Source organism: Nonomuraea sp. B12E4 (assembly GCF_039871825.1).
GTDB lineage: Bacteria > Actinomycetota > Actinomycetes > Streptosporangiales > Streptosporangiaceae > Nonomuraea.
Genome location: NZ_JBDPME010000008.1, coordinates 302712 through 317352, shown reverse-complemented (window position 1 = coordinate 317352; position 14641 = coordinate 302712). Strand labels below are relative to the sequence as shown.

Genomic DNA, 14641 nt, shown 5'->3' with positions numbered 1-14641 from the left:
ATGGACTTCAAGGTCGCAGACCTTTCACTGGCCGAGTTCGGTCGCAAGGAGATCCGGCTCGCCGAGCACGAGATGCCCGGCCTCATGGCGGTTCGCAAGGAATACGCGGCCTCCCAGCCCCTTCGCGGCGCGAAGATCATGGGCTCCCTGCACATGACGATCCAGACGGCCGTCCTCATCGAGACGCTGGTGGCGCTCGGCGCCGAGATCCGCTGGGTGAGCTGCAACATCTTCTCCACGCAGGACCACGCCGCCGCCGCCGTGGTCGTCGGCCCCGACGGCACCGTCGACGACCCGAAGGGCGTGCCGGTGTTCGCCTGGAAGGGCGAGACGCTGGAGGAATACTGGTGGTGCACCGAGCAGGCCCTCACCTGGCCCGGCGGTGACGCGCCCAACATGATCCTCGACGATGGCGGCGACGCCACGCTCCTCGTGCACAAGGGCGCCGAATACGAGAAGGCCGGCGCCGTGCCCCCCGCCACCGCCGAGGACCCGGAGGAGTGGCACGTCATCGTCGACCTGCTCACCCGCACGGTCGGCTCGGACAAGAAGTGGACCACGATCGCCGAGAGCATCAAGGGCGTCACCGAGGAGACGACCACCGGCGTGCACCGCCTCTACGAGATGCACAAGAACGGCCAGCTCCTCTTCCCGGCCATCAACGTCAACGACTCGGTCACCAAGTCCAAGTTCGACAACAAGTACGGCTGCCGCCACTCCGTCATCGACGGCCTCAACCGCGCCACCGACGTGCTGATCGGCGGCAAGGTGGCCGTGGTCTGCGGCTACGGCGACGTCGGCAAGGGCTGTGCCGACGCGCTGCGCGGCCAGGGTGCCCGCGTCATCGTGACCGAGATCGACCCGATCTGCGCGCTGCAGGCGGCCATGGACGGTTTCCAGGTCACCACGCTCGACGAGGTCGTCGGCATCGCCGACATCTTCGTCACCTGCACCGGCAACTTCAACATCATCACCGCCGCCCACATGGCGAAGATGAAGCACCAGGCGATCGTGTCGAACATCGGCCACTTCGACAACGAGATCGACATGGCGGGCCTGGCCAAGACCCCCGGTGTGGTCAGGAACAACATCAAGCCGCAGGTCGACGAGTGGGTCTTCGAGGACGGCCACTCGATCATCGTGCTGGCCGAGGGCCGCCTGATGAACCTCGGCTGCGCGACCGGCCACCCGAGCTTCGTGATGTCCAACTCGTTCACCAACCAGGTGATCGCGCAGATCGAGCTGTTCTCGAAGACGGCGGACTACCCGATCGACGTCTACACGCTGCCCAAGCACCTGGACGAGAAGGTCGCCCGGCTGCACCTGGACGCGCTGGGCGTCAAGCTCACCGAGCTCACCAAGGAGCAGGCGGCCTACATCGGTGTCCACGTCGAGGGGCCGTACAAGGCCGACCACTACCGCTACTAGATCGTCTTCTTCGAGAAGTGCTCCGGGAGGGGTTCCGCCCTTCCGGAGCTTTCCCGTATCCAAGGTCCGACGCGGTCTCGTGGGGGCTTTGAGCGAAGAAGGCGGGCAAGCGTGCGCTTCGTCACGGCGAGCGACCCGTGAGCCTTCACGACCGGCCAGGACGGACGGTCACTGGCGTCGGCGCGTGCGGGCAACCTGGCCCGCGTACAAGATGATTGTCGGTTGAGCGCTCCGGAGGAGCGCCGTGATGGGGGAAAGCCCGGCCATGGACCTCAGCGATAGCGGTGAGCGGCAGATCTCCTGGGCCGCTCGTTCGATGCCGGTGCTGACGGCGATCGGGGAGCGGTTCGGGCTCGAACGGCCGCTCGCCGGGGTGAAGATCGCCGCCTGCCTGCATGTCACCGCCGAGACGGCCGTGCTGATGGGCGCCCTGCTGGCGGGGGGCGCCGAGATCGCCCTGGCCGCGTCCAACCCGCTGTCCACGCAGGACGACGTGGCCGAGTCCCTGCGGGCCTACGGGATGGCCGTGTACGCGCGGGCGGGGGTGGACCGGGCCGCCTACTACCGGCACATTCACCAGGCCCTCGATCTCGGGCCCGACCTCGTGCTCGACGACGGGTGCGACCTGGTGAACATCCTGCACACCGAGCGTACCGACCTGCTCGAACGGGTCTCCGGCGGGTGCGAGGAGACCACCACCGGGATCATCAGGCTGCGCCAGATGGCCGCCGAGAACGCGTTGCGGTTCCCCATGGTGGCGGTTAACGACACGCGGACCAAGCGTATGTTCGACAACCGGTACGGCACCGGGCAGTCCACGCTCGACGGGATCATGCGAGCCACCAACACCATGCTGGCCGGGCGAACCGTGGTCGTGGCCGGGTTCGGCTACTGCGGGCGCGGGGTGGCCGAGCGGGCCAAGGGGTTCGGGGCGCGGGTGATCGTGACCGAGATCGACGCCGTCAAGGCGCTGGACGCGACCCTGCAAGGTTACGAGGTGCGGCCGATGGCCGAGGCGGCGCTGCTCGGCGACCTGTTCGTCACCGTAACCGGCAATCGCGACGTGATCAGGGCCGAGCACCTGTCGGTCATGAAGGACGGCGCCATCCTGGCCAACGCGGGGCACTTCGACGTGGAGATCGACGTGCGGGCACTGGACGAGATGGCCGGCGAGGTGCACCGGGGCGTGCGGCCCAACACCGACGAGTACGTCATGCCCGACGGCAGCCGGCTGCTGCTGCTGGCCGAGGGGCGGCTGGTCAACCTCACCGCCGCCGAGGGCCATCCGGCGGCCGTCATGGACATGTCGTTCTCCGCGCAGGCCCTCGCCGTGGAGTGGCTGGTCGGCGAGCGGGCGAACATGGCGCCTGGCGTCTATGACGTGCCGCCGGAGATCGACCACGAGGTGGCCAGGCTCAAGCTGGCCGCCACCGGCATCGGCATCGACACGCTCACCGCAGAGCAGGAGGCCTACCTGCACTCCTGGCGAGTGGGCTCCTGACAGCCAGGCCGCCCGGGGGTATCGGAGTCCTGACGGCGGAGGGGGCTCGGCCGGGCTTGTGGGGGACGTCGGCGGCGGTCCTGGCTGGGCTTGTGGAGACTCTGGCGGCGGGCGAAGTTACGGGGTTGTCTGCATTTGTTGCATGCGGCGGATTTCGGCCGTCTGTTCCACGCTGACGTCGGTGGCCAGTTCCTCGATCTTGATGTGGGAGCCGCTGGTCAGCACCTGCCCCGACATCTTGATCGCGCCCAGGTGGTGGTTGATCATGAGCTGCAGGAACTGCCGGTCGAACTCCTTGCCGGTGGCCACCTTCAACGCCTCCATCTGCTCGGGCGTGGCCATCCCCGGCATGCCGTCGTGCGCCGCGTGGTGGTCGGGCACCTTCTGCTCCTGCTGACGCAGCCAGGTGGTCATGTACTGGATCTCCGGGCCCTGGACGGCCTTGATCCGGTCGGCCAGGCCCTTGACCTGGGGGGATTCGGCCCGGTTCGGGGCGAGTAGCGCCATGTCCAGGGCCTGCTGGTGGTGGACGATCATGTCCTGGACGTACGTGACGTCGGCGGCGTTCGCGGTCGGTGACGGCACCGCGGTGGCGGCCTCGGCGGGTGACAACGTCTGCGCCTGCTCGCCGGGGCGCCCGGGGGCGATCACGGGTGCGGTGGAGTCGGCTCGGGTCACCTGCGGGGCGGTGCCGGAAGTACAGCCGGACAGGGCAACCACCGTGCCCACGATGACAACGAGCGCGGCGCGCACCCAGCCTCCCTAGCAGGACCCAGTCGAGAATGGGCACTTTAGGGCTAAATGGGGCCAATTGGAAGGGGGCGAATCGGAACAAAGTTTGACAGATTGCACGCTGGTCTGGCGGGCTTGGGTGGGGTGAAGATTGCTTAGATTTATGCCCCCTTTATCGGAGGTTCCCGAGTGTTCACCCCCCGAAGAGCCATCGTGCTCCTCGCGGCTTTCGTCGCGATGGCCGGCACCACCGTGCCGGCCCAGGCCGCGGACATCCCGGCTCCCGGCGAGATCGTCATGAGCCAGAACATGGAGCACGTCACGAACGTGCCCAAGCCTGAGGCACTGGCCGATATCAATACGGACATCGCCTTCCAGGACAACTACGCGTACGTGGGCAACTACTACGGGTTCTCGATCTACGACATCAGGAACCCGAAGCGGACCAAGGTGGTCAGCTCCGTTGTCTGCCCCGGCAGCCAGATGGACATGTCGGTCTACGGTGACCTGCTGTTCGGCTCGGTCGACTCCTCGCGCAACAACGACTCCTGCAGCAGCACCAGCCAGCCCGCGTCGGTGAAGGAGTCGTGGGAGGGCATCCGCATCTTCGACGTCTCCGACAAGCGGAACCCGAAGTACATCAAGTCGGTGGAGACGAACTGCGGCTCGCACACGCACACCCTCGTGCCTGACCGGTGGGGCAAGAACGTCTACATCTACATCTCGTCCTACGGCCCGAACGACGCGTTCCCGGACTGCAAGACGCCGCACGACCTCATCTCGATCGTCAAGGTGCCGCTGAGGAACCCGACGGCCGCCTCGGTCGTCGCGACGCCGGTGCTGTTCCCCGACGGAGGCTTCCCCGGCGTGCCGGGCTCCTATCCCGACAGCAAGTCCGCCACCTCGGGCTGCCACGACATCACCGCCTACCCGGAGCGTGGCATCGCGGCCGGTGCCTGCATGGGTGAGGGTGTCCTGTTCGACATCCGCGACCCCGAGCAGCCCAGGGTGACCGCCACCGCCCGCGACGAGACGAACTTCGCGTTCTGGCACTCCGCCACCTTCAACAACGACGGCACGAAGGTGATCTTCACCGACGAGCTCGGCGGCGGCTCCCGGGCCACCTGCAACGAGGCCATCGGGCCGAACCGGGGCGCCAACGCGTACTACGACATCGTACGAGGGCAGCTCCAGTTCAGGAGCTACTTCAAGATCTCGCGCTACCAGGACGACAGTGAGAACTGCGTGGCGCACAACGGCTCGCTGATCCCGGTCAAGGGGCGCGACATCATGGTGCAGGCGTGGTACCAGGGCGGCATCTCGGTGGTCGACTTCACCGACTCCGCCAACCCGAAGGAGATCGCCTTCTTCGAGCGCGGCCCGGACAACACCGCCCCTGCGCTGTCGGGCGGCTTCTGGTCCGCGTACTACTACAACGGCTACATCTACGGCTCCGACTTCAACCTGGGCCTCGATGTGCTGAAGATCAATGACTGGCGTACCAAGGGTGCGGACAAGGTGAGGATGGACTCGCTGAACGTCCAGTCGCAGCCGTCCTACGGCGGGCGCGGTCACGGCCACGATCACTGATCCCACCTCCCTCAGGCGGCGGGGACCCCGGGTCCTCGCCGCCTGCGGCGTGGAAAAAGCCGAAAATAGTACATCTGCGACAAAAGCCATTCAACCCATCAAGTCATGAAATTTCTTGACAAGGTGACCTCTGGCCAGGGACGAAGACGAGGCTCACCATTCAGTTCACTTGTGTCTGCGATTAGGACACATGTGATCAAGGAGGCTCAGAAGTGTTCAATCCGCGCAGTGCCCTCGTCGTAGCCGGGGCGGCCGTCGCGTTAGCGCTGACGGCGATGCCCGCACAGGCCAACGACATCCCGCCGCCCGACACCGTGGTCACCAGCTCGAACGTGACCCATGTCGGCAATGTCCCGAAGCCCGCCCCCATCGCCGGCACCATCAACACTGACGTCGCCTTCCAGGGCAACTACGCGTACGTCGGGAACTACGGCGGATTCTCGATCTACGACATCAGGAACCCCAAGCAGGCCAGGGCGGTCAGCTCCGTCGTGTGCCCCGGGGCCCAGATGGACGTCGCGGTGTACGGGGACCTGCTGTTCACCGCCGTGGACTCCTCCCGCAACAACGACTCGTGCGCCAGCACCGGCCAGTCCGCCGCGGTCAAGGAGTCGTGGGAGGGCGTGCGGATCTTCGACGTCTCCGACAAGACGAACCCGCGCTACATCAAGTCGGTCGAGACCAACTGCGGCTCCCACACCCTGACCCTCGTCCCGGGCAAGGGCCGTGACCGGGACCGCAACGTCTACATCTACGTCTCGTCCTACCTGCCGGCCGACAACTTCCCGGACTGCCTGCCGCCGCACGACAAGATCTCGATCATCAAGGTGCCGCTGCGCAACCCGACCGACGCGGCGGTCGCGGCCACCCCGGTCGTCTTCCCCGACGGCGGCAACGAGACCCAGCCGGGCCTGCTGGTGCCGACCACCGGCTGCCACGACATCACCGTGTTCGCGGAGAGGGACATCGCGGCGGGCGCCTGCATGGGTGACGGCGTGCTGTTCGACATCTCCGACCGGCTGGACCCGAAGGTCACCGCCCGGACCACGGACCCGAACTTCGCGTTCTGGCACTCGGCCACGTTCACCAACGACGCCCGGAAGGTGATCTTCACCGACGAGCTCGGCGGCGGTGGCGAGGCCACCTGCAACGCGACCGTCGGTCCCAACCGCGGCGCGGACGCGATCTACGAGATCTCCAGGGGCCAGCTCAGGTTCAAGAGCTACTTCAAGATCCCGCGCTACCAGGACGACAGTGAGAACTGCGTGGCGCACAACGGCTCGCTGATCCCCGTCAAGGGCCGCGACATCATGGTCCAGGCCTGGTATATGGGCGGCGTGTCGATCTGGGATCTCACCGACGCCTCCCGCCCGAAGGAGATCGGCTACTTCGAACGCGGTCCGCGCGCGGCCGGTGACGGCGGCGGTGTCTGGTCGGCGTACTACTACAACGGCTACATCTACGCGGCCGACTTCCACGAGGGCTTCGACGTCATCAAGATCGATGACTGGCGGACGAACAGCGCCAGGAACGTTCGTACCGACCGGTTGAACGTGCAGACGCAGGAGTCGTACCGGAACCACGGTCACGGCTGACTCGCCCTGCCCCTCTGACCGCGCTCACTGAGGCGGAGCGAACCCGCCCGGAGTCGCCTTCGGCGGCTCCGGCGCGGGTGCGCCGGGAGCCCGATAGGGCGCGCTCACCTGGGGATACGGCTGCGGCTGCGCGTAGCGGCCGGGCTGCTGAGCCGGGCCCTGCGGATAAGCCTGAGAGTGCGGTGCCTGCTGGGGATACCCCTGAGGGGGTGGCGCCTGCTGCGGATACGGCCCCTGGGGCGGCAGGCCGTTGCCCGCGCGGCGCGCGAAACGCAACTGCTCCCGGCGGCGGCGCTCGGCCAGGACGGCGCTCAGGTAAGCGTGCGGCGGCACCCCCGCGGGCGCGGCCGGTGTGACGAAGGCCGCCGTCTGGGTCGCGATGCGCACCCCCATCTCGTGCTGGACCTGCGGCGACAGGTCGCGCCAGCGCAACAGGTATTGCCTGGCGGCCTGCACCAGCTCCTCGGGGAGCTGGGAGAGCTCCAGCATGACCGCCCAGCTCGCGAGCTCCTTCGGCATCTCGATGAACTGCCCGGTGTCGCGCGGACCCCGTTCGGAGATCACGATGGTGCCGGCGAAGACGTCGCCGAGGCGCTTGCCCCGCTGCGAGACCAGCGAGGAGATCAGCGCGGGCGCCCCGGAGAGCGTCCAGAGCTCCAGGAATCCGGCCAGCCCGCGGAACAGCGCCTGCCGGAAGCGTTCCGGGCCGCCGTCGTCGCTGACCACGCGCAACCCCAGCGCCAGCTTGCCGAGGCTGCGTCCCCTGCTGACGGTCTCGAAGATCACCGGGTAGCCGACCGTCACCAGGACGAGCATCGCGACCATCACGGCCGTGAAGATGGCGGGGTCGCTGACGAACGCGAAGGCGCCCACGAGCATGTAGCCGGCGACCAGCAGGGAGAACTGGACGACCATGTCGATGATGATCGCCACCGCGCGGGAGGGCATCTGCGCCACCCGCACTTCGACGACGACGGCGTCACCGGTCACAACCTCTGACATATGTGGAGCCTAACGGCTATGTGCCGCTGATCGAGCGGCCAGAATGGTCGGGTGGACATCGATGCGTTCGTCACGGCACACCGCCCCGTCTGGGACCGGCTCGAATACCTGGTCAAGCACCGTTCGTCGCTGACCGGCGCGGAGGTGGACGAGCTGGTGGACCTCTACCAGCGCGTGTCGACGCATCTGTCCATCGTCCGCTCCTCCTCCAGGGATCCCATGCTGACCGGGCGGCTGTCCGCGCTGGTGGCGCGGGCCAGGTCCGCGGTGACCGGCGCGCACGCGCCCGCCTGGCGGGAGCTGGTGAGGTTCTTCACGGTGTCGTTCCCCGTGGTGGCCTACCGGGCGCGGTGGTGGTGGCTGGGCAGCGCGACGGCGTTCATGGTGGTCGCGTGGGTGATGGGCGCGTGGATCGCGGGCAACCCGGAGGTGCAGGCGTCGATCGCCTCACCCGACCAGATCACCCAGCTCGTCAACGAGGACTTCGCCGACTACTACTCCGAGAATCCGGCGGCCTCCTTCGCCAGCGGCGTCTGGGTGAACAACGCGTGGGTCGCGGCGCAGATGATCATTTACTCGATCGCCCTGGGGCTGCCGATCCCGTACGTGCTCTACGTGAACGCCGCCAACGTGGCCGTCTCCGGCGGGCTGATGGCCTCCCGGGACAAGCTGGACATCTTCTTCGGCCTGATCACCCCGCACGGGCTGCTCGAACTGACCGCCGTGTTCCTGGCGGCGGCCGTGGGCATGCGGCTGGGCTGGAAAGTGGTCGACCCCGGGCCGCGCCGTCGGGTGGAGGTGCTGGCCGAGCAGGGCAGGGCCGTGATGAGCGTGGCGCTGGGGCTGGTCGTGGTGCTGTTCGTGTCGGGGTTGATCGAGGCGTTAGTGACCCCGTCGGGGCTGCCCACGTGGGCACGGGTGGGCATCGGGGTGCTCGCCGAGGTGGCCTTCCTGACGTACGTGATCGTCTTCGGGCGTCGCGCCCTGAGCCGGCACGAGACCGGCGACCTCGAACGCGCCCCCGACGTCGCCCCCACAGCCTGACCGCCCCACAGCCTGGCCTTCGTTGGTCAGAGCCGTCCGGCCGCCTTCAGCGCCAGGTACGCGTCAGCGAGCGCGGGCGCGATGTCCTCCGGCGGAGCGTCCACGACCTCGACCCCGTGCCGCCGCAGCCTGGCGGTGATGCGCCTGCGCCCGAGCTGGGCGTGCTCGGCCGCCGCCGCGTCATAGACCTCCTCGGCCGACCCCCGCCGCCCGGCCATGGCCGCGACCCGCGGGTCGGACACCCCGGCGACCAGCACCAGGTGCCGCGAGGAGAGCTGGGGCAGCACCGGCATGAGCCCTTCGTCCAGGGCCGCCGGGTTCAGGTCGGTGAGCAGCACGACCAGGCAGCGCCGCTTGGCCCGGGCGAGGATGGCCGCCACCATGCCCTGCGAGTCGGCCTCGATCAGCTCGGCCTCGATCGGCGCCATCACGTTGACCAGCGACGACAGCAGCTCGGTGCGGGACGCCCCGCCGACCCAGGCGCGTACGGCCCGATCGTAGGCCAGGAAGTCCACCTGATCACCGGCCCGGGCGGCGAGCGCGGCCAGCAGCAGCGCGGCGTCCATCGACCAGTCGAGCCGCGGCCAGCCGGGCGCCGGCCGCGGATCCGGCCTGACCAGCAGCCCGCCGCCGCTCGGGGTGGCACCCGCCATGGGGATCGGCGCGTCCCCCACCCGGCCCGCCGAGGTGCGGCCGGTGTCGAGCACGATCAGCACGCGGCGGTCGCGTTCCGGCCGCCAGGTGCGTACGACCACGTCGTGGCGGCGCGCGGTGGCCCGCCAGTCGATGGAGCGCACGTCGTCGCCCACCACGTATTCGCGCAGTGAGTCGAACTCGGTCCCCTGGCCGCGCACCAGCGCCGGATGTTGCCCGTCGAGCTCGCGGAGCCTGGCCAGCCGCGACGGGAGGTGCTTGCGCGACAGGAACGGCGGCAGCACGCGTACCGACCACGGCGCCTGGTGACTGCCCTGGCGGGCGGCCAGGCCGAGCGGGCCGACCGAGCGGACCGTGACCGCGACGGACGAGCGGTCGCCGCGCCTGGTCGGGTCGAGCGTCATGAAGATCCTGCGGCGCTCGCCGCCGGGCACGTCCAGCCCGGCCACCCGCGGGCCGGCGCCCGCCGAGGGCTGCCAGGCGTCCCTGAGCACGCCGCGGACGCGCCTGGAGCCCGGGTTCTCCACGATCAGCTCGACCGTGGCCCGCTGGCCCAGGCGGATCAGCGTGTCGCCGGAGCGGTGGAACTTGAGCCGGCGCACGGCCCCCGCGAACACCAGGTCCACCAGGATCGCGGCGGCCATCAGCAGGCACACCCCGGCCAGCGCGGCCCCCGGCTGCGGCGCGAGCAGCACCACCACGATCCCGACCGCCGCCAGCAGCCCGGCACGTCCCGTCAGAGCCATCGACGCGTCACCTCGATCCCGGCGCGTCCGGTCAGGGACATCGGGCGCGTCACCTCGATCCCGCTGCCTCCCGTCAGGGACATCAGCGCGGGACCGGGACGGAGGCCAGGATGCCGTCGAGCAGGCCGTCGGAGGTCGCGCCCTCCAGCTCCGCCTCCGGCCTGAGCTGGACGCGGTGCCGCAACGCGGGCCTGGCCAGCGCCTTCACGTCGTCCGGCGTGACGTAGTGCCGACCGGACAGCCACGCCCACGCCCGCGAGGCCGCCAGCAGCGCCGTGGCGCCCCGGGGCGAGACGCCGAGCTGCAGCGACGGCGAATTTCGGGTGGCGCGGGCCACGTCCACGATGTAGCCGAGCACCTCGGGCGCCACGTGCACCTGGGCGACCGCCTCCCGGCCCGCCGCCAGGTCGCCGGCGGAGGCGACCGCCTTGATCTCCGACAGGTCGCGCGGGTCGAAGCCGCGGGCGTGCCGGTCGAGCACCGAGATCTCCTGCTCGCGCGGCGGCAGCGGCACGGTCAGCTTGAGCAGGAACCGGTCGAGCTGCGCCTCGGGGAGCTGGTAGGTGCCCTCGTACTCGATGGGGTTCTGGGTGGCGCACACCACGAACGGCTCGGGCAGCCGCCGCGCCGAGCCCTCCACGCTGACCTGCCGCTCCTCCATCGCCTCCAGCAGCGCGGCCTGCGTCTTCGGCGGGGTGCGGTTGATCTCGTCGGCCAGCAGCAGGTTGGTGAACACCGGCCCCTCGCGGAACTCGAACTCCGCGGTCTTCGTGTCGTAGATCAATGACCCGGTCACGTCGCCCGGCATCAGGTCAGGCGTGAACTGCACCCGCTTGAAGTCCAGGGCCAGGGCCGCGGACAGCGTACGCACCATCAGCGTCTTGGCCACACCCGGCACGCCTTCGAGCAGCACGTGCCCCCGGCACAGCAGCGCGATGACCAGCCCCGTCACGACCGCGTCCTGGCCGACCACGGCCTTGGACACCTCCGCGCGCAGCGCACCGAGCGCGTCTCTGGCCGAGTCGCCCGAGATCGTCGTGCGGTAAGTCTCCTCAGAGTTCACTGACCTGCCTTTCGATGAAGTCCAAGTATCCGGCCAGCCCGACGAGCCCGGCGTCGTCCGCCGGCGGCGACCCGTACAGGGCCGCGCCGATCTGCTGCGGGTCCTGTCCCGTACGGGCGGCGAGCGCCGCGACGACCTCGTGCGCCCCCGCGCCCGAGCCGAGTCCGAGCCTGGGCGTGAGCCGGTCGATCGTGCCCGCGCGCAGCGAGTCGGCCGCCCGCTGCCTGGCGCGCCGGGCCCGGTAGAGACGACCGCGCCCCTCGACCGTCTCGGCCGCCCGCACGATGACGGGCAGCTTCTCCGTGACCACCGGCCCGAGCCTGCGGCCCCGCCAGAACGCGGTGAGGGCCAGGGCGATGACCGACATGAACAGCGCCCAGACGATGCCGGCGGGCATCAGGTCGTAGATCGACCGGCGGCTCTCCCCGGCCGTCAGGTCGCGCCTCGGCGGGTTGTCCGGGCGCACCAGCCAGGTCACGGGCCGGCCGGTGTCGAGCAGGTTGATCGCCAGCGCCGCGTTGCCGTCCTCGGCCAGGCGCTGGTTGCTCATGAAACTCCCGTCGCCGACGACCGTGATGGTCCTGCCGGAGTCGGGGAAGCTGATCAGCGTGGACCCGCCGCCGAACCGGTAGCAGCCGGTGGTGCCGGACGGGCCGTGGAAGGCGAAGCCGCCCATGTACGCGCTGCCGGCGGCCACGGCGGCGGGCAGCGAGCACTCCGGCTCGCGCGAGCGGGCGCGCACCTGGCCGGGCCTCGTCCGAACGCCGGGCGCCAGCACCTCCAGGCCGAAGACGTTGCCGACGATCAGCCGGTCACCGGGGATCCTGGACAGGCTGAACTCGTCGAAGTACATCATGTCGGTGATCAGCAGCAGCCGGTCGCCGGTGGCGGCCAGGTCCGCGGCGTCCCGTACGGAGTCGACCCGGTCCACCGTGACGCCGCGGGCGCGCAGCAGCTCGGCCAGCGCCTTGGAGCCGGCCAGCGTGGTGTCGTCGGGGTCGAGCGGACGCGACGGCCCGCGGTCGGGGCCGACCAAGAGCGCGATGACCGAGACCAGCACGGTGACCACGCCGACCAGCGCGACCATCCGCCAGGCCCGCCAGACGGAGCGCGCGGTGGGCGAGGTCGAGCGGGACTCGGCGGGAGGCGGAGGCGCGGGAGGCGCGGTCACGCTCACGGCGCCCCTCCGTCCACCGGGGGCCGCGCCCCACCCGGCGTTCCCGTGCCCGGCATCTGCGCGCCCGGCGTTCCCGCGCTCGGCGGGCCGCCCGCTCCGAGCAGGATCGGTCTGGCCTGGCGGAGCCGCTCGTCCAGGCTGCTCATCGCCTGGTAGGCCTGCCGGGTGCCGGGCGCGCCTCCGTACGTCACGTCGTCGAAGGAGCGGGCCGCGGCGGCCAGCTCCTTCGTGAAGCCGGGCAGCGCCACCGCCGCCTCGCGGGTGAGCTCGTCGGCCGTGCGGCCGGGCATGCCGTCGATCAGCGCGCGCTCCTCCAGGTCGCGGGCGATGGCCCGGAGGCGTTCCTGGATGGCCTCGGTCCAGCGGAACTCGGCGGCCAGCCGGTCGGCGGCCGCGCGGTGCTCGGCCGCGCTCATCGCCCGCTCCCCGAACAGCCCGCCGGCGGTCAGCCTTCTCTTGTGGGCGGCCTTGCGGAGCTGCCAGGAGATCAGCACGATCAGCCCGAGGACGATGAGTACGATCACTACGGCCGCGATCATCCCGCCGGCCGTCCCGCCACCCGTGGCCGCGTCGACCAGGTCGCCCAGGAACTGCATGACCCGCCGGTAGATCAGGTCGAAGAGCGACTCCTTGTCGTACTGGGGCTTGAGGAGCTCCTGCGCCGCCTGGCGCGCGGCCTCATCCCTGCCGACAGGGCCGGTCACGACCTGGCCGAGTTGGACGGATGCCACAACTCGTCGGCCGATCCGTGCACCCAGCCCTGACGTTGCTGCTCGATGGCCGCCGTCTGCAGCACCAGGTCGAAGGCCTCACTGCGCATGCGCCGGTCGGCGTAGAGCAGGCCGGAGACGCCGGCCTCGAACGGGTAGGTGATCATCGCACCCAGGGTGGCACCGACGGTGATCAGCAGCGCCGCGGCGACGATCGAGCCCGCCGAGCCCGCCCCGAAAGCGCCCAGCACCGTGCCCACCAGCGTGAAGGGGACCGACAGCACCCCCGACACGAGCCCGACGAGCAGGGAGGTGAGGAACAGGATGCCGAGCACCCGCCAGAAGTCGCCGGTCACCAGGTGCCATGAGCGCCGCATGGCGTCGAGCGGCCCTCGCCCCTCCAGCACCACCGCCGCGGGCGCGAAGGCGAAGCGGGTCCTGATGAACAGGTAGAAGGCCAGGTAAAGCCCAATGAAAAGGATCGCCAGCACGGCCACCAGGCCGAGCTGGTCGGCGGAGACGCTGAGTGAGATCACCACGATGAGCATCACGAAGACGACCAGCGGCACCAGCATGATGACGGTCAGCAGCCCCACCACCCCGAACAACGCGGGAACCCGGCCCTTGACGAGTCGCCAGGCGTCGCCGGCGCTGAGGGCGCCGCCGAAGACCGCCCTGCCGAGGATGCGGGTCAGCACTCCGGTCAGCATCGTCACCGCGACGAACTGCACCGCGTAGGAGATCAGGGCGCCGCCGTATTGGGCGGCGATCCCGGACACGCTGGTGAGGTCCTCGGCGGCCGTGGCCGCGGTCGTGGGATCGGCCATCATGCCGGCCGTCGTGTCGAGCAGGAGCGCCTGCCCCACGGCGAGCGGCACGGCGGCGAGCAGCGCGGCCACGGCCGACAGCCCCAGCACCGCCTTCGGGTTGGAGCGGATCAGCTTGATCGTGCCGTCGAGGATGTCGCCGAACCCCAGCGGGCGCAGCGGGATGATCCCCGGCCGCAGCGCCGGCGGGGGCGGCACGAAGCCGTGGCCGGCCTGAGGGTGCGGATAAGGCGGATAAGGTGTTTGCGGCCCGGGCCCGTGGATCTGGTGCTGCGGGGGTGGCTCGGGCGCCTGCCCGTACGGCTGGCCGTAGGGCGTCTGCGGTGCCGAGCCCGGCGCGGTCCACGGCGAGGCCGGCGGGGCGCTGTAGGGCGGGGGCTGTTCGGCCGACCAGCCTGATGGCGTCTCGGGCGGGGGACCGTGACCGTCTGACATATCCCAATCCTGGCATGCGGCGCGGGGCCGTGGTGTCACAGGGAGGATTCGCCACCTCATCTTGCCCGCATTCCCGGGCGAATCTGGACAAGGTTCGCGGCCAGGGATGGCCGAAAGTCGCTCTGTTACCGCAGACT

12 protein-coding genes are annotated in these 14641 nt (G+C 69.9%); 5 read left to right on the top strand and 7 right to left on the bottom strand.

Going from position 1 to position 14641, the window contains the following annotated elements:
- Positions 1 to 1428, top strand: coding sequence for an adenosylhomocysteinase (gene ahcY, locus ABGB18_RS20880; RefSeq protein WP_347697218.1), 1428 nt, complete (start codon positions 1 to 3; stop codon positions 1426 to 1428).
- Between the two features lie 247 nt (positions 1429 to 1675).
- Entirely contained in the window at positions 1676 to 2929 is a 1254-nt protein-coding gene (locus tag ABGB18_RS20875; protein WP_347697217.1) for an adenosylhomocysteinase, read from the top strand.
- Positions 2930 to 3046: 117 nt separating this feature from the next.
- Here the strand turns inward: ABGB18_RS20875 and ABGB18_RS20870 are convergent, their stop codons facing one another.
- Positions 3047 to 3682, bottom strand: a complete 636-nt coding sequence (locus ABGB18_RS20870; RefSeq protein ID WP_347697216.1) for a DUF305 domain-containing protein — start codon at positions 3680 to 3682, stop codon at positions 3047 to 3049.
- 168 nt (positions 3683 to 3850) lie between these two features.
- On the opposite strand from ABGB18_RS20870, the gene ABGB18_RS20865 reads away from it, so the two are divergent.
- Both ABGB18_RS20865 and ABGB18_RS20860 read left to right on the top strand, forming a co-directional pair.
- On the top strand, positions 3851 to 5251 hold the full coding sequence (locus ABGB18_RS20865; RefSeq protein ID WP_347697215.1) for a hypothetical protein: 1401 nt from the start codon (positions 3851 to 3853) through the stop codon (positions 5249 to 5251).
- Between the two features lie 212 nt (positions 5252 to 5463).
- Positions 5464 to 6846, top strand: coding sequence for a hypothetical protein (locus tag ABGB18_RS20860; protein WP_347697214.1), 1383 nt, complete (start codon positions 5464 to 5466; stop codon positions 6844 to 6846).
- A 24-nt stretch (positions 6847 to 6870) separates the two neighbouring features.
- Here the strand turns inward: ABGB18_RS20860 and ABGB18_RS20855 are convergent, their stop codons facing one another.
- Positions 6871 to 7848: an RDD family protein gene (locus tag ABGB18_RS20855; RefSeq protein ID WP_347697213.1), complete on the bottom strand. Its 978-nt coding sequence runs from the start codon at positions 7846 to 7848 to the stop codon at positions 6871 to 6873.
- Positions 7849 to 7899: 51 nt separating this feature from the next.
- On the opposite strand from ABGB18_RS20855, the gene ABGB18_RS20850 reads away from it, so the two are divergent.
- Positions 7900 to 8892: a stage II sporulation protein M gene (locus tag ABGB18_RS20850; RefSeq protein ID WP_347697212.1), complete on the top strand. Its 993-nt coding sequence runs from the start codon at positions 7900 to 7902 to the stop codon at positions 8890 to 8892.
- Positions 8893 to 8918: 26 nt separating this feature from the next.
- Here the strand turns inward: ABGB18_RS20850 and ABGB18_RS20845 are convergent, their stop codons facing one another.
- From ABGB18_RS20845 to ABGB18_RS20825, 5 genes are all read right to left on the bottom strand, one after another.
- Positions 8919 to 10292 carry a DUF58 domain-containing protein gene (locus ABGB18_RS20845; RefSeq protein ID WP_347697211.1) on the bottom strand — a complete coding sequence of 458 codons (1374 nt, stop codon included), beginning with the start codon at positions 10290 to 10292 and terminating at the stop codon, positions 8919 to 8921.
- Between the two features lie 82 nt (positions 10293 to 10374).
- Entirely contained in the window at positions 10375 to 11355 is a 981-nt protein-coding gene (locus ABGB18_RS20840) for a MoxR family ATPase (protein WP_347697210.1), read from the bottom strand.
- Positions 11345 to 12532, bottom strand: coding sequence for a DUF4350 domain-containing protein (locus ABGB18_RS20835; RefSeq protein WP_347697209.1), 1188 nt, complete (start codon positions 12530 to 12532; stop codon positions 11345 to 11347). Before ABGB18_RS20835 ends, ABGB18_RS20840 begins: the two co-directional genes overlap by 11 nt.
- Positions 12529 to 13263: a DUF4129 domain-containing protein gene (locus tag ABGB18_RS20830; RefSeq protein WP_347697208.1), complete on the bottom strand. Its 735-nt coding sequence runs from the start codon at positions 13261 to 13263 to the stop codon at positions 12529 to 12531. Before ABGB18_RS20830 ends, ABGB18_RS20835 begins: the two co-directional genes overlap by 4 nt.
- Complete coding sequence (locus ABGB18_RS20825; RefSeq protein ID WP_347697207.1) at positions 13233 to 14504, bottom strand: glycerophosphoryl diester phosphodiesterase membrane domain-containing protein; 1272 nt, start codon at positions 14502 to 14504, stop codon at positions 13233 to 13235. The genes ABGB18_RS20830 and ABGB18_RS20825 overlap by 31 nt, the downstream gene beginning before the upstream one ends.
- Positions 14505 to 14641 lie beyond the last annotated feature (137 nt).

What these genes read in the sequence shown, in the direction of transcription:
- ahcY (WP_347697218.1), top strand. Translation starts at nt 1, where the DNA reads ATGGACTTCAAGGTCGCAGACCTTTCACTGGCCGAGTTCGGTCGCAAG.
- ABGB18_RS20875 (WP_347697217.1), top strand. Translation starts at nt 1,676, where the DNA reads ATGGGGGAAAGCCCGGCCATGGACCTCAGCGATAGCGGTGAGCGGCAG.
- ABGB18_RS20855 (WP_347697213.1), bottom strand. Translation starts at nt 7,848, where the DNA reads ATGTCAGAGGTTGTGACCGGTGACGCCGTCGTCGTCGAAGTGCGGGTG.
- ABGB18_RS20845 (WP_347697211.1), bottom strand. Translation starts at nt 10,292, where the DNA reads ATGGCTCTGACGGGACGTGCCGGGCTGCTGGCGGCGGTCGGGATCGTG.
- ABGB18_RS20825 (WP_347697207.1), bottom strand. Translation starts at nt 14,504, where the DNA reads ATGTCAGACGGTCACGGTCCCCCGCCCGAGACGCCATCAGGCTGGTCG.